We start from the raw sequence: 19,865 nt of genomic DNA on the forward strand, positions 1-19,865 counted from the left end.
GGGGACAAACTATTAGGCTTTGAACTGCGGCTGGAAGGCCGCGATCGCCTCGTTGAGCGCCTTAACCACGTCGTCGCTCATCTTCTTCTCTTTGGCGAGCAGGGCCCGGCTCTCCGGCTTCTGCTCCTTCATGAACTTCAGGAACTGGTCTTCCCAGTCCTTCACCTTGCGGCGGTCGACCTTGTCCAGGGCACCGGTGTTGGCGGCGTAGATGATCATGATCTGGTCGATCACGTTCATCGGCTTGTACTGCCCCTGCTTCAGAATCTCGACCATGCGGTAGCCGCGGTCGAGGCGGGCCTGAGTGTCCTTGTCGAGGTCCGTACCGAGCTGGGCGAACGCCTCCAACTCGCGGAACTGGGCCAGCGCCAGCTTCAACCCGCCCGCGACCGTCTTGTGCTTCATCGCACCGATCTGGGCGTTACCGCCGACGCGCGACACCGAGATGCCGACGTCCACGGCCGGGAGCACGCCGGCGTTCTTGAGGTCCGGCTGGAGGTAGATCTGACCGTCGGTGATCGAGATCACGTTGGTCGGGATGTACGCGGACACTTCGCCTTCGAGCGTCTCGATGATCGGGAGCGCCGTGAGCGAGCCGCCGCTGCCGGCGATCTTCGCGATCTTCGCGCCGGGGAAGTTCTTGAGGTCGTGCTTGGCCTGCTCCAGCCCGCCGCGGTCGCCCGGGCCGACGTACACCATACCGGTGTCGCCGGGGCCGCGCCGCTCGGTCGGCTTGCCGGCCTTGTTGATGCCCCAATGGGCCGCGGCGTCCTTGTCCTCGGTCGAGGCGTCGAGGATGACGTACTTCTCGGCCAGCTTTGCGGACCGCTCGAGCAACCGGGAGTGGCAGTAGAACACGTCGCCCGGGTACGCCTCGCGGCCCGGAGGGCGACGCACCAGCAGCGAGAGCTGGCGGTACGCGGCGGCCTGCTTCGAGAGGTCGTCGTACACGCAAAGCGTGTCCTTGCCCTGCTCGTACATGAAGTACTCGGCCATCGCGGTGCCCGCGTACGGCGCGAGGTACTGGAGCGGGGCGGCGTCGGCGGCGCTGGCGACCACGACGATGGTGTAATCCATCGCGCCGGTCTTGCGCAGGATCTCGACGACGCCGGCGACCTTCGACTCCATCTGCCCGCACGCGACGTACACGCAGACGACGCTTTCTTCCTTCTGGTTGATGATGGTGTCGAGCGCGATCGCGGTCTTACCGGTCTTGCGGTCGCCGATGATCAACTCGCGCTGCCCGCGGCCCACCGGGGTCATGGCGTCGATGGCCTTGATCCCGGTCTGGAGCGGCTGCTTCACCGGCTGGCGGTCGACGATCCCGGGGGCGGGCGACTCAACGAGCCGGCGCTTCGTGGTTTGGATCGGCCCCTTGCCGTCGAGCGGGTTGCCGAGCGGGTCCACGACGCGGCCGATGAGGCCCTCGCCGACCGGCACCGACAGCAGCTCGCCGGTGGTGCGGACCTCCATCCCCTCGGTGACCTTCAGGTAGTCGCCGAGGATGATGACCGCGACCGAGCTCTCTTCGAGGTTGAACGCGAGCCCTTTCACCCCGGCCTGCGGGAAGTCCACCAGCTCGCCGGCCATCACCTCGGACAGGCCGTAGCAGCGCGCGATGCCGTCGCCGACTTCAAGCACCTGCCCGACGGCCCGGGTCTCCACCTTCCGGTCGAAGGTGGAGATCGAGTTCTTCAGGACGCTGATGATTTCGCTGGCGTTGATTTTAGTTGCCATGGCTACCGCCCTTGTCGAGCAAGAGTGTCCGGAGGGTCTGGAGTCGCGTGCGAACCGAGGTGTCGACGACCGAGTCGCCGACCTGCACCACCAGCCCGCCGAGCAGGTCGGGGTCCACCCGCACGTTCAACACGGGGTCTTGTTTCAGCAGCTTCTTAAGGTTCTCGGTCAGCTTCGCCATCTGGTCGTCGGTGAGCGGGACCGCGGCGGTGATTTTCACCGGCACCTGGCCCGCCTGCTCCGCGATGAGCCGCCGGTACGCGGCCGCGACGGGCCGGAGGAGGGCCAAGCGGTTGTTCTGTTGCAGCGTCGCGATCAGACCGCGGAGCGTGCGCGACGCGCGGTCGCTCAACGCCGTTTCAAGGGCGGCGGCACGAACCTTCTTGCCGACCACGGGGCTGACGAGCATGTTCGCAACGGTCGCGTCCGCGCCCACGGCATCGACGAACGCGGTCAGTTCGGCGGCCAGTTCAGTGGGCGCCGCGGGGGACACCTGTTGGGCCGACGCGAGCAGCGCCTCGGCGTACACCCGTGCCAGTCGCGACTTAGTCGTGCCGGCGTCGAGAACGGTTTCGTGTTTGACTTCGACGTTTGCCATGATCGCGGTTCCGGTTCGCTTCGGTCCAGACACTCACGCCGCTGGTGCCACAAGACAGTTGCCGCCCTGAACCCGGAGAACGCTTTCGGAGTTCAAGACGGGCCGGCCCCTTGTAGCCAGGGGCGTGTGCCCCTGGGTTTTCGCCCGGTCATGCCTTGGTCGCGTTGAGTTCCGCGATGGAGGCGCTCACCAGTTCGCTTTGGGCGTCGACGGTCACTTGCTGGCGAACCGCCTTGGTTGCCATGAGGGTCGCAAGTTCGACGGCCTTGGTGTACACGTCCTTGAGGGCCGCGTCACGCTCGATGGCGACATCCCGCCGTGCCCGCTCTCGCTCGGCCTCGGCTTCCTTGCGCCCTTCTTCTGCTAGCGTCTTCTTCAACACTTCGGCGTCGCGCCGGGCCTCGTCCACAATGGCCTTGGCCTGCTGAGCCGCTGCCGCCAACTCGGCGTCCAATTTGGAACGCAGAGCCGCAGCGTCTTCCTTGGCCTTCTTGGCGTCCTCAATGGCCTGGAACTGGGCCGCCTCGCGGGCTTGCAAGCCTTTAAGGATCGGCCCCCAGGCGAACGCGTACAGGATCGCCAGCAGAGCCACGAACACGATCACGGTGACGATCGAGTTCACGAGGTCCGGTTTCAGCACGTTCGTCGAACCGCCGCCCTCGGACGCCGCCAGCGCGAGAGTCGGCAACAAGAGGACGGCCGCGGTCGCGCAAGCCGCCCGGATGAATGTGGTCGTCATGTGTTGCCACCTCTCGTCGGACACAGTTTCGGGGCCGGTCGCTTAGGAGATCTTGTTGACGAGGCCGAAGCAAATCACCAGCAGGGCGATGATGGCGGCACCTTCGACGAGCGCGGCCAGCACGATCATGTTGACCTGGATCGCGCCCTTCTGCTCCGGCTGGCGGGCGATGGCGGACAGGGCCGACCACCCGATGAGGCCGATGCCCAGGCCGGCGCCGAGGATGGCGAGGCCGGCACCGATACCCGCACCGATCCCAGCGCCGAGGCTGTTGTTGGAAGCGGCCGCGGTGGTGGTCGCGGGAGCGGCCGGATCGGCCGCGAGGGCCGGAACGGCGGCGAAGGCGGCCAGAGCGATCAGGGCGAGCGCGAACCGGTAAGCGAACTTCATCTGACGGTCCCTTTCAAACGGGGTGGAAAGCGTGTCCCGACTCGCGGCCGGGCGGCTACGGGTTAGTGTTCCGGGTTCAGTTGCATTCCGAGGAAGATCGACGACAGCAGTACGAACACGAACGCCTGGAGGAACGCGACGAACAGTTCCAGCACGCTCAGCGCGGTCGCCATCACGACCGCCGCAACGGTGCCGCCCGGCGACAGCCCGCCTTGGATCGGGTCGGCCACGGCGAACAGCAGGATCGCACCGAGGGCGACGTGGCCGGCGAAGATGTTCGCGAACAAACGGATCGCGAGCACCGCGGCCCTGATGAACGCCCCCATCACCTCAATCGCGGCGATCAGCGGTACGATGGCGACCGTCAGGAAGATCGTCATCGGCAGGTTGTCGGCCTTCAGTCGCGGGATGTACGACATCACGTACTTGCCGACACCCAACTTGCGGACGGCGGACACATGCGTGACGAGAAACACGCTGAGCGCCAGCACAAGCGTGATACTCAATTCGGCCGTAGGGGAGCCGAGGAACGGTACCATGCCGAGCAGGTTGCACGCGAGGATGAACAGGAACAGCGTCCACAGGAACGGCACGTAGCGGTCCGCGTAGTGGACGTGCGGCTGCGCGACCGGCGGGTGCGGGTGCGTCTGGTCCGCGATAGCCGCCGAGATCCCGTGGGGCTCGTCGTGCTCGTCGTGGTGGTGTTCATGCCCCGAGTGGATGTTCGGCCGGGCGACTTCGTCCCGGATGAACAGCAGGAGCATTTCGAGGAAATTCCAGAACGGCCCACGCGGCGGCGTTCCGTCCTGGGTGCGGCGGGCCAGCAAGATGTACGGGATCGCAACGCAGGCGGCCGCAACCACCAGTAGAACTTGATACTTGGAGAACGGCCCGAGCCATTTTTCATGGTCGAGAACGTGTTCGAGCGCGTTTGCGGCCATGTTCTGCGATCCTCTGGTCCGCTCGGGCTTTCATTGCCCGGGTGCCCGAGTCTGGGCACGTTTCAAGTAAGGTTCGTTCCGCCAGACCGAATCAACCGTTAGTTGGAGCCACCGGGCTTCTGTCGGTCGGCCTGCTTCATCATGAACAGCAGATGCGCGATGCCGCCGGCGAATCCGACAACCCCGCCAACTGCCAGTCCCCAAGGAGACCAACCGAACCGCTGATCGAGCCAGACCCCGATGACGATCGGGGCTACTAATTCCATAACCGCGGTGCCGGCGATAGCGAGCCCGCGATAGTCGCTGGCGTCTCGCCCGCCCGGAGATCGGCTCACCGCGTCCCTCCCGATTGACGGCCGGTCATCAATAACCCGCATTCGAGTGCGAGAGTGACGATGTACAAGTACGCGACCCATCTGGCGAACTGGTCCGGCGGGATGCCGTGAGGCTTGAGAGCCTGACCGAGCATCACGACCCCGACGACCGCCACGGTCATCCGCATCCCTGTTCCGAGCAGCACTGCCATGGGACCAAGCAGCGGTGCCCGCTCGAACACCTTCTCCGCGAACACGAGTGTGGCCACTGCCGTTGTCACGCACATCGCGGTTGCAACCGCTGCTGCTAGCGCCGCTCCTGTTCCCGATGCCCATTCGAGCTGTTCGGCTACCACCAGCCCAGTAGCGGCGCCGAGTGCGCTCCCGGCTACCAGAGCGACAACCTTTCGGGCTGGTCGCACGTCGCGCGTCCTGGTCGGAATTCGTTCAACTACGGGCGTATTGTGAGCAGGGGGGTGACAAAGTCAATCCGCATCTCGTGAAAAATTTCACAAGCGTGGCGCCATTGCTTCGGAGCTTTCAAAGACACGGGTTTATGCTCGACGCGTAGACGGTTGTCGCGAACTGGCTTGTGATGCTTGTGCTAGACGAGTGCGTTCTGTGTGCCTGATTTTTGTGCGATCGGCCGGCCTGGTTTCTGACATCTCGCGGCAAAATCTGTCGCCGGAACCAGTTCCGGCGACAGAATCACGTTGACAGCGTAGTCGGTGTTTTTCTAAGATGAGCAACGAGTTAGGGACGCTCAGCACCCGGACTTTTCGCCCGTTTTCCTGAATTCGGAAACGAGTCGAAATAGGCCCACCACACTGCCTCGGTTCCGGTCTCGCCTGCTCGGTCGACAGAGGGGCCGCTTCTACTCAGCGGTTCGGCCCATGGCCGGACATTGACGGCCCTTAGAATGCCCGGCCGGGCTACTCGAACCCGATATGGGTCCGAGGTTCGCGGTTGCGCCGGCACGGATGCTCCCGAAGAACAACGTTCCACAACCGCTCACGCGACGCGGGGGAGTGGCTCGCCGATGAAGACTGCTGGCACGTTGAACGACCGGTCCAAGAAGGAACTGGCCGATTTGGCCAAGCGAAACGGCGTTCGCGGATGGGAAGCGATGGACAAACCCTCTCTCATCAAGGCGCTCGCTAAAAAGTCGGCGCCTAAAAGCTCCAGCTCCGTGCCGGATAAATCGCCTCCGAAGTCCGCTAAGCCCCCGGTGAAGGTGGCAAAAGTGGCGGCGAAGGTGACAAAGGCGAAGAAAGTCAAACCCACCCCGAAGCCGGCCGACAAGGGTAAAGTTGTCGCAAAGGCTGCTCCGACTCCGAAGCCTGCTCCTGCCAAAACTAAACCGACTCCGACTGTCGCCTCGCCTGTTACAAAGGCGACGACGAACGGCAGTCACAAGCCCGTTCCGCCGGCAGTCACGAAGCCGCTGATTCAGAAAACCACTACGCCTGCCAAGACTGCGACGAAGTCACTGCTTCCAACACGAGATACCTCAAAAGAAGCGGCCCGCTCTCTGAACACGGCCACCAAAGATCGTATCTTTCTGACCGTTCCGAATCCCTACTGGCTCAATGCGTATTGGGAGCTGACCACTCATTCCATGCAGCGTGCCGAGGCGGCTCTTCGTCAGGACTGGCACGGTGCGAAACTCATTATCCGATTGTTTGATGTGACGAGCGGTGACACCACCAGCACCAGCGAAACCCCTGTCAAAGACGTGACGATCCAGGGGACTGGGCAGACGTGGTACATTGATGTCTCGGGCGTCGGCCGCGCGTACCGTGCCGACATCGGATACGTCTCCCGCCGCGGCGATTTCTACGTCTTGGCCCGGTCGAACGTGGTGACGCCGCCGAAGGCGGGCACGGGGGAGGCCGGTGAAGGGTTCGACCTCGGTGGGTGGGACGACGACGACGCGAAGCGGAAGGCCGAACGCATTTTGGCGATGTCCACCGGGTTCGAGTCGTCAGGCAGCTCCGAACTGCGTGAGCTGTACGAAGAGCGCCTCGGTCGACCGCTCGGGCCGCCGAAGCAGACCGCGTTCGGCACCGGTGCGATCCCGCCGGGCAGTGTGAAAAAGTTCTTCTTCGAGATCGACGCGAAGCTGATCGTGTTCGGCCGTACCGACCCGTCCGCGCACCTGACGCTCAACAACGACCCGATCAAACTGAGTTCCGACGGCACCTTCCGGATGACGTTCAACCTTCCGGACAGCCGGCAAATCATCCCCGCCGTCGCCGCCAGTGCCGATGGCGTCGAAGAGCGGACCATCGTGCTCGCGGTCGAACGCAACACCAAGCACCTTGACCCGATGATTCACGACCAGATGAACGAGGTTTGATCGCCGCGCTGCAGGAGAGACAGAAGAGGAATGACCGCGAAGAAGCACAAAAGAGAACCAAGGACAAGAGCTTGAATTTCTTCAACTCTGCCTTGATTCCTTTTTGTGCTTTTTTGCTTTCCTTCGCGGCCAATCTGTTGGGTTCTTATGGTTGTTGATTTTTTCCTCTCCGACCAGCCAGAAGTCCCGAGCGAGTTTGCTCTCGTGCGGGTGTCGCGGCGCGCGATGGCGACCCGGTTCGAGGTCGCGATTCCCGTCGGCACACACCATGATCCCGTTGCAGCGGCCGAAGACGCTTTGGACCTCATCGACGAACTCGAGGCTCAACTCACCGTTTACCGCGACGACTCCGAAGTATCTCAACTGAACCAAACTGCGGCCGACGGTTTCGTTGAGGTCGAGTCGCACCTGTTTGCGTTGCTCTCACGTTGCGCGGGGTGGACGAAGGAAACGGGGGGCGCGTTCGATATCGCCACCGGTGCGCTGACGAAGGCATGGGGCTTTTTTCGTCGCGAACCCAGTGTTCCCACACAACCCGCGCGTAACGAGGCGATGCGTGCAAGTGGCACCCGGCACGTCCTGCTCGATCCGGCTCGCCTGGCAGTAAAATTTCGCGTGCGCGGGTTGGAACTGAACTTCGGCGCAGTCGGCAAGGGCTATGCGCTGGATCGCGCGGCGGAACTGCTTCGCGTGAAGTGGGGGGTGCGGTCGGCGCTGCTGCACGCGGGCGGCAGTAGCGCCTTCGCGATCGGGTTCCCTCCAGGAGACACGCGGGGCTGGCCGATCGACCTTCAACACCCATATGAAGCGAACGCCTCACTTGGCACGCTGTACCTTCGCGACGCCGGGTTGGGCACCTCGGCGGCCACCTTCCAATTTTTTGAGTACAAAGGACAAAAACTGGGGCACCTGCTCGACCCGCGTCGCGGGTGGCCGGCTTCGGGCACTGCGAGCACGAGCGTGATTGCCCCCACGGCTGCTGAGGCCGACGCGATGTCAACGGCCGCGTTCGTGCTCGGAGCTTCCGGCGCGGAATCGCTGACGCGATTGCGACCGGCGCTCGGGGCGGTGGTGCTGCCGGATGAATCGACCCGCTTGATGTCTCTCCCCGGTCGAAAGGGAGAGAAGTCCGAATCCGCGCCGCGCTCGTCCCCGGCGAGCGATGTGCCTTGCTCACCCTTTGATTCAGAGAGAGGGGGCCAGAGCGGTCTTTTGGCCTTCAACATCGCTCCTGGCGCCTTCTCTCCAACGGCTCACGTGGATCACTCGCAATGAACCTGACCCCGACCCTGGCCGCGGTGGTTTACGCGGGGCTTATCGGAACGGTGCTCTCACTCATCGTTGCGACCGCCACAAACCGCTGGTCGCCCCGCGTCTTTTTGTTGCTGGCCCTGCGGCTGGCGATCGGCTGGCACTTCATGTTCGAGGGGTTCCACAAGATCCACTCGACGTACACCGGCCCGACCGACACCAACCGCCCCTTCAGCAGCGAGCCGTACTTCAAGGTCGCGCCGGGGCCGATCGGTGAGAAGATGCGGCGCGAGTTCTCAGACCCGGCGGCCGATATTGCCGCAAAAGTGAAGGCCCCAAAAGAGATCAGCCCCGCCGAATTCAAGAACCTGAGCACCGAGCAGCAGGCCGCGGCGTGCCCCGAGGCCGTGGCGAAAGCGTTCGATACGGACGCCGTGCTCAAAGCCACCGAGGAAGGCATCAAACTCGAAGCGGAGCAGGACGCGAAAGACGCGGACAAGACCGCCGAGAAGGCGCTGAAGGATGCTAAAGCCGCCGAGGAGAAGGCACTCGAGAGCGTTCGCGTAAACTCGGTTCGGTGGGACGGTCCCGATCTGTGGGGCGCCGTGCAGCGCGGGCTACAGGCCCGCCAGACCGAGGCCAATAAAGCCGAGATCAAGGCGGACGCCGAGAAGGCACGCAAGAAGATTCAGGCGGACGCCGAGAAGGCCAAAAAGGAAGCGAAGGAGCGGGGGGAGAAGTTCGCCGATCTGGCGCCCAAACGCATCCTCGAAGCGAAGGCCGCTTACGCCCGATGGGTGTACGGTGTCGACGCGGCGGACGTGACCGTGAAGTTCGTGACCGGTGGCGTCCCCCGTAACGCCCCGCAACGGCTCGATTACCTCGAGTCGCTTCGCGCCTCTCTTCACGCCGCGGAGGCGCCGCAGGCGGACGGGCTCGGTAACGGGACCGGCACCGACGTGAAGCGGATCGCCGAACTGCGTCAGAGCCTCATCAGTACGGAAGCCGATCTGGCCCGGGACGCGAACACTTACGCGGCCGACCTTCGGAAAACGATTTCGGCCGGCAAGATCGTCGAAATACCTGCCGAACCGAGTCGCGGACAACTGATGGATAAGGTTACAATGTGGTTTCTGGTGGGTGTGGGCGCGTGCGTGATGTTCGGGCTGCTGACCCGGCTGGCGTGCCTGCTCGCGTGCGGGTTCTTGGTGACGACGTACCTTGCGCACCCGCCGTTCCCGTGGTACCCGCTCCCGCCCGGCACCGAGGGCAACCCGGTGTTCGTCAACAAGAACGTGATCGAAGCGCTGGCGCTGCTCGTACTCGCGTCCTACCCGACCGGCCGGTGGCTCGGGCTCGACGCGATCGTGCTGCGGCCGTTCTGCAAGTACAAACCCGAACGTCCGGCTTAGTGCCTTGCCCAGGACCGCTTTGACCGCGCCGCCCCGACGCCCAACATTAGCCGCACCGCCGATCGTCCGCCCTCTCGCTTCTCCGCTGGGGGCACCGCGAACCTTCCCTGGAGCTTCGGAATATGGCTCTCGACCTGACACCCGAGCAGAAGGCCGCCGGTAAGGCGAACTTCGAGCAAGTGACCGGTGACCTCGCCCGCGCCGGTAAGATGAATTCGATGGTCACCGGCGGCACCGACCCAAATAAGCCAGATCGCCGGGACGTTCTCAAGGCCGGTCTCGCGGCGGGCGCCGTGGTGCCGGTGTCGGCCGCCGTGTATTACGGGTACAGCTCGTGGAAGGGGAGCCGGGCGGTGCGCACCGCCCTTATCGGCACCGGGGACGAGGGCGGGGTGCTGGTCGGCGACCACAACCCCGAGTTCAACGAAATCGTCGCGGTGTGCGACATCCGCCCGTCGAACCTGGACCGGATCTTCGAGGGCGAGAAGAACGGCCCGCGGAAGGGGCTCAACAACATATACGGCAAGGCGTCGGCCAAGAACATCAAGCGCTACGACGACGTGAGCAAATTGCTCGCGGACGCGAAGTCCCTCGGGCTAGAAGCGGTCATCATCGCGACCCCGCTGCACACGCACGACGTGATCGCCAAGGCGTGCATGGACGCCGGGCTGCACGTGCTGTGCGAGAAGCTGATGGCGCGCACTATCGGCAAGTGCAAGGAGATGATCAAGTACGCCAAGGACCGCGGGCTGCTGCTATCGGTCGGCCACCAGCGCCACTACAGCACCCTGTACGCCCATGCCCTTGAGGTGATTCAGAACGGCGTACTCGGTGACATCAAACACATCCGGGCGCAGTGGCCGCGCAACAACTCGTGGCCGTTCAGCGCCACCGCCGCCGAGAAGGAGAAGTTCGCCACCGGCCTTGACATCAACGGCAAGAAATTCGAGCCGCCCGAGCTGCGCGACGGGTGGTGCAAGCCGGTGCTGAAGCAAGACGCCGAGCCGTTCCTTGCCGACGGCGGCGCCGCGAAGCTCAAGGAGTGCGGGTACGACAGCGTCACCGAGCTCGTGCGGTGGCGTCTGTACGAGAAAACCGGCGGCGGGCTGATGGCCGAACTCGGCAGCCACCAACTCGACGCGTCGTCGATCATTCTGGGGCACGTTCACCCGATCGCGGTGAGCGGGATCGGCGGGAAGTTCTTCTACGGTCCCGGCAAGAATGACCGCGAGAGCGATGACGGGGTGTTCGTAACGTTCGAGTTCCCCGGGCCGAAGCACCCGAAGGCGGGCAAAGGCGGGAAGGACGAGAGCGACATCGTCATCGTGACGTACTCGTCGTTCAACACCAACAGCTTTGAAGACTACGGCGAGTGCATCATGGGCAGCCGCGGCACCATGATCATCTCGAAAGAAGCCGAGGTGTACCTCTACAAGGAACCGGAGCCCGGTAAAGCCGGGAGCGGTGGGCGTGACACCCGTGTGACGGTGAGCGGCGCGGGCGGCGGTAAGGCCGCGATGGAATCGACCTCGACCTGGGGCGGCGGGGGCGGCGCGGCAATCAGCAAGGCGCCCGGCGCCAGCGCGTGGGACACACCGGTGCGCGGCTACCGCACCGAGATGGAGCACTTCGCCTACTGCGTTCGCGAGTGGCAGAAGCGCGGCGGGAAGGTCGATTACACGAAGAACGAGAAGGGCGAGTTCGTCCACAAGGACATCATCCCGCGGTGCCACGGCGAAGTCGCAATGGCCGACGCGATCCTTGCGCTGACGTCCAACATGGCGATGGCCAAGAAAGAACGCATCGTGTTCGAGGACGCGTGGTTCAAAGTGGACGAGGCGGCTACCCCCGAAGACAAGCACGCGAAGAAGGCTTGATCGGAAGTCGCAGGTCAGTCGGAAGTCGGAAGGCCCGAAAATCGTGAAGTCGAAGACATCCATACCGGGCGTCTTCGACTTCACGACTTTCGGGCCTTCCGACTTCCGACTGACCTGCGACCGAGACTACGGCAGCGTAGCGATTCGAATGTTACGGAACAGGATGTCCGTGGTCGGGTCGTGGCCCTGGATCGAAAGCGGCCCCTTCGCGGCCCGGAAGCCCTGACGCGGGTTGTCGCTCTCCTTGCGCTCGTCGAGCCAATCGACCGTTTGGTAACCGTTCACCCACGTCGAGATGCGCCGGCCGTTGGCGGCGACGGTCATCGTGAACCACTCGTTGTCGTTGCTGACCACCTTCCGCGCCGCGATGCGCCGGTAGATGGCCCCGGTGCCGAAGTCGGCCGGTTTGGTCCGGTCGCCGTCCTTGTAGGCGTTCTGAACCTGGGCCTCGTACCCGTTCTGGTACTGCCCCGGGATGCAGCGGAAGAAGATCCCGCTGTTCAGGGCCTTTCCGAGCGTCTTGCACTCGAACTGAAGCACGAAGTTGTCGAACTCCTTTTCGGTGACGAGATCACCGGGACCGTTCTTCACGGAGAGTTCGCCGTCCTTTGTCACCGCCCATTTCGACGCCGCCCGCTTCGGGTCAGCCGTGTTCACCTTCCAGCCGTCGAGGTTCTTGCCGTTGAAGAGCAGAGTCGCGTGATCGGGCCGAAGTTTCGCGGTCCGAATCCGGACTTCGTTTTTCCCATCGGTTTCAATCAACACGGGTGCGGTCGTGGCTTCGGGGCGAGGTTCCTTGACCTGTTTGTCAGAACAGAGGCCGCCTGACACCTCGTACCCTGCGTACCCCATACCCGGTCGTCGGTCTCGTTGCAGATGAAGGCCGGCCCACCGATTGGTGTCGTTACCCGCAGTTGGTCCGTCGATCGTGAGTTGGTACGTGCCGGTGTGAGCAATTCCCTTTCCTTGCCATTCAATGTGCGTTTCGAAATGCGGAAACGTTGCCGACGGATGCGCAATCGTCTTCTTGCCCTTCCCAAGAATCAGCACCCCGTCTTTCACTTCCGCGGCCCCTTCGATCTTCCACCCGAAGTTGGTCTCGCCGTCGAACAGCAGCACCCAGCCGTCCGCGATCTCCTTTGTCGTGAGTGTGTTCGGCTTCGGTTGATCGGCGTCGGCTGCGAACGCGGGTGATGCGCTCGCGAGTAGAGCGAGTGCGGTGAGCAGTCGGAACATGAAGGTCTCCGGGAAGGTGGCTGTTCCCTGGGACCGCGGGCGGGACGCCCGCTATGGAACGGCCTGTATTGTTGGGCGAATTGGTGTCTTGCGACATCACCCGCGTCGCAGCGGGCGGGACGCCCGCGGTCCCAGGGGAAGCAAAGGGCTACATCGTTGTGTCCGCGACGGCCGCGGTCAAGCTGTCGTGGTAGCTGGCGTACTGCGGCGCCCAACCCAGGTCGCGGAATTTCGAGGCGTTGATGCGGCGGTTCGGCGCGCCCGGTTCCGGCTTGTGCTCGAACTTCGCGGCTGGCGCGTTCAGTAACTCCGCGAGCCGCGTGTAGAAGTCCCGGCGCGTGACCGGCACGCCGTCCGCGAGGTTGTACGTTTCGCCCGGGTGGCCCTTTCCTTCCGCGAACAGTACGGCGTCGGCCGCGTCCGATACGTGAACCAGGTTCAACCACTTGTCGGCGTCGCCGATCAGCGGTTCGCCGTTCAGAACCGGTTGTCGGCGCAGGAGCCGGTGCGGACCGTACAGACCGGCCGAACGGAGGACGATCGCATCGGGCTTGTGTGTCCGCAGGAGTTGCTCCGCTTCGAGTACGACCCGGCCGGAGTCTTCGGTCGGCGCGGTCGGGCTCGTTTCATCCACCCAACCGCCGTCGCTCTGGCCGTAGACGCTCGTACTGGAAACGTAAACGAACCGGGAGCACGGCGGGAGCGCGCGGAGGACGTTTGCCAGCCCGGTCACGTACACCTCGTGCATCGGCCGCCCGGCGGTGCGGTCGAAGCCCACGGCGTACAGCACGGTGGACGCGGTCGGCAGCGCGCGAAGGCTTGTGGGATCGAGCACATCGCCCGTAATCGGTTCGACGCCGACGGTTCGTAGTTTTTCGGCGTTGCTGCGAGTGAGGGCCGCGACACGGTGCCCGCGCGCGAGCCAGCGCGCTGCGACCACGCGGCCCAAATACCCGCACCCGATGATCAGGCGCGGCTCGGACGTATGAACCAGGGGTGACATTAGGCGCCTCTTGCACTAACTATTCGGAGTGCCAGCTAGCCTTCGGCCTTTGAGACCCGGAATGTCCGAGCCGTCCGCGACCGAGCCCAGTGCCTCGCTTCTCTCCGTGATCGAACCGGTTGCCCCGGCCGATCTTGCTGCGGTGCCGTCACGCCGCGAGCGGCTCGCGTGGTACGCGGGTACCGCGCTGCTGGCTCTGGTTCTTGTGTCGGCCGGGCTGCGGATCGCCGAGCAGGACCTCGGGGCACCGTTTTACTACGACCTCGACTCCCTCCTGTACCTGCCGTGGGTGAAGAGCATCATCCTGCACGGCACCCACTGGCACAACGACCGATTGGGCGCGCCGGGGGGGCAGGAGCTGTACGACTTCCCGGTCATTGACTATCTGCACTTCGCGTTCCTGTGGGTGCTGGGGCGGCTCACGTCCGACGTGTTCCTTGCGTACAACCTGTACTACCTGCTCACCTACCCGCTTACCGCGCTGACCGGGATGGCGGTGCTGAGGTGGCTCAAACTGTCGCTCCCGGCCGCGGCGGTTGGCGCGCTGCTGTACGCGTTCCTCCCGTACCACCAGGAGCGGTTCCAGTACCACTTCTTTTTGTCGGCGTACTGGGTCGTGCCGCTGTCGCTGGTGCCGGCGCTTGCCATCTGTAAGGGCGAACTGCTTCTGTTCCCGCTCGCGCCGGACGGCTCCCGACGGTTCCGGCCGTTCGCACCCGGGGCGCTGTGGACCCTGGTCGTTGGCGCGTTGACCGCGTCGGCCGGGGCGTACTACGCGTTCTTCGCGTGCGCGGTGTACGCGTTCGTGGGCCTGTACGCGGTGGTGATGTTCCACACCTGGAAGGCCGTCGCCGCGGCGGCGTGGGTGATCGCGCCGGTGGTGGCGGTCGGGGTCGCGTATCACTATCCGACGGCGGCGTACCAGGCCCGCAACGGGGTGAACCCGATCACCGACCGCGGCCCCGAAGAGGCCGAACTGTACGCGCTCAAGCTCTCGCACCTGGTGCTCCCGGCGACCGACCACAACGTCGCGAAGTTGTCGCGGCTCCGCGCGCTGTACGCGGCGAACCGGCCGGCCGACGGCGAGAGCGGCGGGTCACTGGGGGCGGTCGGCGGGGGCGGCTTGGTGGGGCTGCTGGTGCTGGCACTGTTCCCGCGCCGGCGGCGCTGGCCGGAGGCCCCGCTCGCGGCGCTGGTGCTGTTCCTGGTGCTGCTCGGCACCGTGGGCGGGCTCGGGTCGCTGTTTAACCTGCTGGTCACCGCCCAGATCCGCGCGTACGCGCGGATCAGCGTGTACATCGGGTTCTTGTGCATCTTCATGAGCGTGTGGTGGGCGGACCGGTTCCTGCTCACCCGGACGGGGGCGCGGGCGAGGCGGCTCCGCTACCCGGCGCTCGCGGCGCTGCTCGTTTTGGGCTACTTCGACCAGACGCCGTGGGGCTGGAACTGGTTCAACCCGCACGGGATGGCGATGGTGCGGGACCATGCTGAGCGGTTCCGCGCGGACGAGCGGTTCTTCCGCAAGGTCGAAGAGAAGTGCCCCGGCGCGCGGGTGTTCTGTCTTCCGTATGTGGCGTACCCGGAGAGCCCGCCCGTGCAGCGGGTCGCGGCCTACGAGCACGCCCGCGGGTACCTCCTGACCGACACCCTGAGCTGGAGCTTCGGGACGGTGAAGCGGCGCGAGACCGACATGTGGCTGAAGGACGTCGCGTTCCAGCCGCCGGAGGAGTTCCTCCGGCGGATCGTGGTGCGCGGGTTCGACGGCCTGTTCATCGACAGCCGCGGGTTCCCGCGCAAGGCGGACCCGGCGCGGAGCGAGCCGGCGTCGGCGTTCAACCCGATCGACCGGGTTCACACGCTGTACGCGGACCTCGTGCGCAAGAAGGGGCTCACGCTGCCGGAGGTCGCTCACGAAGACGGGCGGCAGTTTTTCCTCGACCTGCGCCCGTACCGCGACGCGTACCGCGACCTCGTCGGACCTACGGCGTTCGAGCAGCAGGCGACGCAGGAGCGGGAGTGGATCGCCCCGCTGTACCTGAAGGGGTTCATCGTGTACGACCAGGTGGACGACAACGAACAGATCCGGTGGGGCAGCTACGACGCGCACCTCATGTTCGTGAACCCGGCGGACCGCACCCGGCGGATCGACTTTTCGTTCACCCTTGGAGTGGAGGTGGACGGCGTGTTCCACTTCTCGTTCAGCGGGATGCCCGGGCTCCAGTGGCCGGAGTTCGACCTCGAACGTAAGACCGACGGGTACGGGCACGCGTTCCACAACATCGAGCTGCCGCCGGGGCGCTCGACGCTCCGAATCCGGTGCACGCCGCCGGAGTCGTACGTGCCGTTTGACCACCGGAAGATTTGCTATTCCATCCGACACCTCCGGATCGTGGAGAAGTAATAGGAGAGGGGCGGCCGGCTGCCGGAGCCGCTGCCATTTTTCGCTTCCCGCCCAGTTTGTTTGCTCACGCGCGCAAACTCATTCCTTCGGAAGCACTTCGGAGAGGAAACCGGCCGGCGGCGAATGAAAGTCCGACCCGCTCGCAACGTATAATCCCGTAGTGCCTGCTACGGTCCTCCTCTCCTTCCGTCTGAGGTACGCACATGTCCGCTATGCCCCCGGGAAACCCGGCCTCGAATCCGTTCGTTACGTCGCCCACGTACTTGATGGCGTGCCAGCAGTTGCGGAACGTCGCGCGCGCCATCAGCCTCGATCCGGGCCTCACCGACCGTCTCATGACGCCCAAGCGGTCGCAGGTCGTCGCCATCCCGGTGCGGATGGAGGACGGGCGGACGGAGACCTTTGTCGGGTACCGCGTTCAGCACTCGCTCACCAGCGGTCCGAGCAAAGGGGGCCTCCGGTACGCCAAGAACGTGGACCTGGGCGAAGTCGCCGCGCTGGCCATGTGGATGAGCTGGAAGTGCGGGATCATGAACCTGCCGTTCGGTGGGGCGAAGGGCGGCATCGCGGTGGACCCCGCCGAACTCAAGGGCGGGGAGAAGGAGCGACTCACCCGGCGGTTCACGGACGAGATCCAGAACATCATCGGGCCGCGGGTCGACGTGATGGCGCCCGACATGGGCACCGACGAGCAGACCATGGCGTGGATCTACGACACTTACTCCATGAAGGTGGGGTACGCGTGCCCCGAGATCGTCACCGGCAAACCGGTGGAACTCGGCGGCTGCGTCGGGCGGAAGGAGGCGACCGGGCGCGGGGTGGTGTACTGCATCACGGAGGCGTTCAACGAACTCGACATCCGCCCCGAGACCGCGACGGCCGTCGTGCAAGGGTTCGGCAACGTCGGGTCGGTGACCTGCGAGGAACTGGTCAAACTCGGGGTGAAGGTGGTCGCGGTCGGCGACCGGTACGGGTCGATCCGCAACGCCCGCGGGATCGACATCCCGCAACTGCTGAACTACGCGGCCCGGAACCCGCGCAAGACCATCGTCGGGTTTCCGGGAGCGGAAGCGATCCCGGACGCGGAGCTGCTCACCACGCCCTGCACGGTCCTGGTCCCGGCCGCTCTGGAGCGGGTCATCACCGCCGAGAACGCCGGTCAACTCCGGTGCCGGGTGCTCGCCGAGGCCGCCAACGGCCCCACCGACCCTGAAGCCGATGCGATCATCTCGAACAGCGACATCTTCGTCATCCCCGACATCCTGTGCAACGCCGGCGGCGTGACGGTGTCGTACTTCGAGTGGGTGCAGGACCTCGCCCAGTTCATGTGGGACGAGGAGGAGGTCAACTCGCAGCTCAAGAAGCAGATGCTGCGGGCGTTCCACCGGGTGCGGGCCGAGGCGAAGGCGCGGAACTTCGGGAACCGCCTCGCGGCGCTGAGCTTGGGGGTGCAAAAAGTCGCGACCGAGAAGCAGAAGCGCGGGCTCTACCCGTAAGCAAAACAAAAAGCAGACGGTTGGCCGATAAACGCGAAGGGGGCTTGATCCGCGCCCTTCGCGTTCGTCGGCCGCTGCCTTTTTATTCGTCCCACTCGTATCATCACTTCGCGCTTCATGTGAAGCCCCACGCCTGTCTCTCGGACCTGACCGATGTTGAGCGCCGGCCCGACTCCGTCTGCGGCGACCCCCTCCTCGTCTTCGCCACATCCGTCCCGGTGGCCCGACGTGGTTTGGCTCGCGGTGCTGGCCGCGTGGTCGGCGGCGTGGTGCCTCACGGCCGCGCCGAAGCTCGGCGTAACTTACGACGAGCCGTTCTATCTCGACGCCGGGATGGACGCCTGGCGCGGCTGGGTTCGAGAGGACGGCGGCTGGCGCGGGTGGGCGCACGGCAGTTGCGCGGTCAACGGCGTAATGCCGCTCCCGATCGATGCGCTCACCCTGCCGCTGTTCGTGTACGAATGCCGGACGGGTGAAAAATTCGGTCCCGGCGAATCGAAAATCGAAAAGCTGCGGTGGGCACGAGCCGTCACGCTGGGCTGGTTCTGGCTTCTCATCTTCTCGGGGTGGCGCCTCGGGCGGGCTGTCGGCGGCCCGTGGGCCGGGCGCATCGCCGCCGGACTGCTCGCTACCGATCCCAACTTCCTTGGGCACGCGTCGGTCGCTACCACCGACATCTGCGTGTGCGCCACGCTGATGGCGTACACCCGCGCCGTGTACGCAGGGCAGACCGGCGGCTGCTGGAAGCGGCTGCTGCTGCCGGGACTGTGGTTCGGTGTGGCGGCGGTGTCGAAGTTGTCCGCGCTGCTCTACGGCGGCATCATCCTCGTGGTGCTGGAGGTGTGCTTCCGGTGCGCGTCCGGGGCGTTGTCCCGCCCGTCGGGCGGTGATCTGAAGGCGTGGGGGCGAAAAGTGGCGGGTGCGGTGCTGCGGTCGGTGCTCAACGCCGCGGGCGTGCTCGCCGTGGGAATTGCGTTCGCGTTCGCGTTCCTGGGTGTACCGGACGAGGACGACAAGCCCTTCGTGAAAGTGGCCGCGAGCGTTCCCGCGGGCGAGCCGCTGAAAGAGCGGTACGCGAAGTGGGCCGAGGGGATCGGATCGGGGCAAGTGCCCTACGCCGCGTGCGCGTTCGCGTTCCAGTGGTGGCACAACGCCCAGGGGCGGCCCACGTTCCTCGACGGCGTTTACTACCCCGAGAGCTACCGGTGGTACTTCCCCCACGTGCTGCTCATGAAGGTGCCGCTCCCGATTTTTGCGCTGGCGCTCGTCGCGCTGCTGCGGGCTCGTGCGGTCGCGAACCCGTTGACGTTCGCGGCGCTGCTGCTGCTCGCGGCGCTGCTAACGGCGAAGCTCCAGATCGGCGTGCGGCTCGCGTTCCCGGTGGTGGCGATCGGGTACGTCGCGCTCGCGGTCGCGTTGGCACGCGGGTACCCCCGGTGCGCGACGCGGCTCGCGGCACCGGCGGTGTTGGCGCTGGCCGCCACGTCGCTGTGGGTGTGGCCGCACGGTCTTGGGTACATCAACCAGGCGCACGGCGGGCCGAAGGAAGGGTACCGGCTCGTCACCGATTCGAACGTGGACTGGGGGCACGGGCTGCCGGAACTGAAGGAGTGGCACGCGGCCAACGGGGAGCCGCCCATTTGTGTCTGGTACTTCGGCACCGATCCGGCGGTGAATCAGCCGCCGTTTCAGAAGTTCTCGCCGGAATCGTTCAAGCCCGCGATCACAAACGAACGAGAACTTCGTGCAGCGGTAGGCTCGCGGGTGCTGGCGGTGGGGCACACGGTGGCGTCACTGCACCCGGACGCGCCGCCGGAGAAGGTGGTGGCGCTCGGGTGCCTGAAGGCGCGGCGCCCGGTCGCCCGCACGGCGACGTTCACCCTGTACGACTTCCGCGACGGGCAAAACGGGTCGCCGGCGCTCGAATAATACTCGCGCGTTCGTGTTGATACTTCTGTGCGGATGGGATATCTGACTGCGTCAACCTCGTTCGTGTGAAGCGGGGCGAGAGGTTACGGACGGGGCGCGCGGAACCGTTAGGGGTGTAGTGATGAGGGCGCGAAAAAAGCGCCGAACACGCACGGTTTCGCTCGGCGTGCAACTTGTTTTTC

Annotated in this window: 16 protein-coding genes; 7 read left to right on the top strand and 9 right to left on the bottom strand. The window is 65.1% G+C overall.

The annotated features are described in order from the left end of the window. Positions 1–12 precede the first annotated feature (12 nt). The 7 genes from atpA to GobsT_RS09635 all read right to left on the bottom strand — a co-directional run bounded on the left by atpA (position 13) and on the right by GobsT_RS09635 (position 5,141). Entirely contained in the window at positions 13–1,737 is a 1,725-nt protein-coding gene (atpA, locus tag GobsT_RS40835; RefSeq protein ID WP_010036445.1) for a F0F1 ATP synthase subunit alpha, read from the bottom strand. After that, positions 1,727–2,335, bottom strand: a complete 609-nt coding sequence (gene atpH, locus GobsT_RS09610; protein WP_010036441.1) for an ATP synthase F1 subunit delta — start codon at positions 2,333–2,335, stop codon at positions 1,727–1,729. The genes atpA and atpH overlap by 11 nt, the downstream gene beginning before the upstream one ends. 148 nt (positions 2,336–2,483) lie before the next feature. Beyond that, a complete protein-coding gene (locus tag GobsT_RS09615; RefSeq protein ID WP_010036438.1) occupies positions 2,484–3,074 on the bottom strand; it encodes a F0F1 ATP synthase subunit B family protein in 591 nt (196 codons plus the stop codon). Positions 3,075–3,116: 42 nt separating this feature from the next. Next, on the bottom strand, positions 3,117–3,329 hold the full coding sequence (locus GobsT_RS41000; protein ID WP_050790231.1) for an ATP synthase F0 subunit C: 213 nt from the start codon (positions 3,327–3,329) through the stop codon (positions 3,117–3,119). 197 nt (positions 3,330–3,526) lie between these two features. Then, positions 3,527–4,405 carry a F0F1 ATP synthase subunit A gene (locus tag GobsT_RS09625; RefSeq protein ID WP_010036434.1) on the bottom strand — a complete coding sequence of 293 codons (879 nt, stop codon included), beginning with the start codon at positions 4,403–4,405 and terminating at the stop codon, positions 3,527–3,529. 98 nt (positions 4,406–4,503) lie between these two features. Further along, the gene (locus GobsT_RS09630) at positions 4,504–4,740 is read right to left on the bottom strand and encodes an AtpZ/AtpI family protein (RefSeq protein WP_010036431.1); all 237 of its coding nucleotides are present in this window, start codon (positions 4,738–4,740) and stop codon (positions 4,504–4,506) included. Then, positions 4,737–5,141, bottom strand: coding sequence for a hypothetical protein (locus GobsT_RS09635; RefSeq protein ID WP_148087679.1), 405 nt, complete (start codon positions 5,139–5,141; stop codon positions 4,737–4,739). Before GobsT_RS09635 ends, GobsT_RS09630 begins: the two co-directional genes overlap by 4 nt. Before the next feature lie 497 nt (positions 5,142–5,638). Here GobsT_RS09635 and GobsT_RS09640 point away from each other — a divergent pair, with 497 nt between their 5' ends. The 4 genes from GobsT_RS09640 (at position 5,639) to GobsT_RS09655 (ending at position 11,618) form a co-directional block, all read left to right on the top strand. Further along, positions 5,639–7,078, top strand: coding sequence for a DUF4912 domain-containing protein (locus GobsT_RS09640; protein WP_081471499.1), 1,440 nt, complete (start codon positions 5,639–5,641; stop codon positions 7,076–7,078). A gap of 147 nt (positions 7,079–7,225) precedes the next feature. Beyond that, positions 7,226–8,353 (top strand): FAD:protein FMN transferase, encoded by a 1,128-nt coding sequence (locus tag GobsT_RS09645; RefSeq protein WP_010036423.1) that lies wholly within the window; start codon positions 7,226–7,228, stop codon positions 8,351–8,353. Continuing rightward, positions 8,350–9,741, top strand: coding sequence for a DoxX family protein (locus GobsT_RS09650; RefSeq protein WP_010036420.1), 1,392 nt, complete (start codon positions 8,350–8,352; stop codon positions 9,739–9,741). The genes GobsT_RS09645 and GobsT_RS09650 overlap by 4 nt, the downstream gene beginning before the upstream one ends. A gap of 122 nt (positions 9,742–9,863) precedes the next feature. Beyond that, entirely contained in the window at positions 9,864–11,618 is a 1,755-nt protein-coding gene (locus GobsT_RS09655; RefSeq protein WP_010036418.1) for a Gfo/Idh/MocA family protein, read from the top strand. Between the two features lie 126 nt (positions 11,619–11,744). Here the strand turns inward: GobsT_RS09655 and GobsT_RS09660 are convergent, their stop codons facing one another. Both GobsT_RS09660 and GobsT_RS09665 read right to left on the bottom strand, forming a co-directional pair. Beyond that, positions 11,745–12,854, bottom strand: coding sequence for a 3-keto-disaccharide hydrolase (locus tag GobsT_RS09660; RefSeq protein ID WP_010036415.1), 1,110 nt, complete (start codon positions 12,852–12,854; stop codon positions 11,745–11,747). 148 nt (positions 12,855–13,002) lie between these two features. Next, positions 13,003–13,857 carry an SDR family oxidoreductase gene (locus GobsT_RS09665; RefSeq protein WP_010036413.1) on the bottom strand — a complete coding sequence of 285 codons (855 nt, stop codon included), beginning with the start codon at positions 13,855–13,857 and terminating at the stop codon, positions 13,003–13,005. Between the two features lie 61 nt (positions 13,858–13,918). Between GobsT_RS09665 and GobsT_RS09670 the strand changes: the two genes are divergently transcribed. From GobsT_RS09670 to GobsT_RS09680, 3 genes are all read left to right on the top strand, one after another. Then, positions 13,919–16,258 carry a DUF6311 domain-containing protein gene (locus GobsT_RS09670; RefSeq protein WP_010036411.1) on the top strand — a complete coding sequence of 780 codons (2,340 nt, stop codon included), beginning with the start codon at positions 13,919–13,921 and terminating at the stop codon, positions 16,256–16,258. A gap of 212 nt (positions 16,259–16,470) precedes the next feature. Then, a complete protein-coding gene (locus GobsT_RS09675; protein ID WP_010036409.1) occupies positions 16,471–17,754 on the top strand; it encodes a Glu/Leu/Phe/Val family dehydrogenase in 1,284 nt (427 codons plus the stop codon). Positions 17,755–17,982: 228 nt separating this feature from the next. Then, the gene (locus GobsT_RS09680; RefSeq protein WP_010036406.1) at positions 17,983–19,683 is read left to right on the top strand and encodes an ArnT family glycosyltransferase; all 1,701 of its coding nucleotides are present in this window, start codon (positions 17,983–17,985) and stop codon (positions 19,681–19,683) included. Positions 19,684–19,865: the final 182 nt, after the last annotated feature.

Origin of the sequence: Gemmata obscuriglobus (genome assembly GCF_008065095.1) — a bacterium.
In the GTDB taxonomy this organism is placed as follows: domain Bacteria; phylum Planctomycetota; class Planctomycetia; order Gemmatales; family Gemmataceae; genus Gemmata; species Gemmata obscuriglobus.

Coding starts and splice junctions, on each gene's coding strand:
- atpA (WP_010036445.1), bottom strand. CDS start 1,737: ATGGCAACTAAAATCAACGCCAGCGAAATCATCAGCGTCCTGAAGAAC.
- atpH (WP_010036441.1), bottom strand. CDS start 2,335: ATGGCAAACGTCGAAGTCAAACACGAAACCGTTCTCGACGCCGGCACG.
- GobsT_RS09615 (WP_010036438.1), bottom strand. CDS start 3,074: ATGACGACCACATTCATCCGGGCGGCTTGCGCGACCGCGGCCGTCCTC.
- GobsT_RS09625 (WP_010036434.1), bottom strand. CDS start 4,405: ATGGCCGCAAACGCGCTCGAACACGTTCTCGACCATGAAAAATGGCTC.
- GobsT_RS09640 (WP_081471499.1), top strand. CDS start 5,639: ATGCCCGGCCGGGCTACTCGAACCCGATATGGGTCCGAGGTTCGCGGT.
- GobsT_RS09645 (WP_010036423.1), top strand. CDS start 7,226: ATGGTTGTTGATTTTTTCCTCTCCGACCAGCCAGAAGTCCCGAGCGAG.
- GobsT_RS09650 (WP_010036420.1), top strand. CDS start 8,350: ATGAACCTGACCCCGACCCTGGCCGCGGTGGTTTACGCGGGGCTTATC.
- GobsT_RS09655 (WP_010036418.1), top strand. CDS start 9,864: ATGGCTCTCGACCTGACACCCGAGCAGAAGGCCGCCGGTAAGGCGAAC.
- GobsT_RS09660 (WP_010036415.1), bottom strand. CDS start 12,854: ATGTTCCGACTGCTCACCGCACTCGCTCTACTCGCGAGCGCATCACCC.
- GobsT_RS09665 (WP_010036413.1), bottom strand. CDS start 13,857: ATGTCACCCCTGGTTCATACGTCCGAGCCGCGCCTGATCATCGGGTGC.
- GobsT_RS09670 (WP_010036411.1), top strand. CDS start 13,919: ATGTCCGAGCCGTCCGCGACCGAGCCCAGTGCCTCGCTTCTCTCCGTG.
- GobsT_RS09675 (WP_010036409.1), top strand. CDS start 16,471: ATGCCCCCGGGAAACCCGGCCTCGAATCCGTTCGTTACGTCGCCCACG.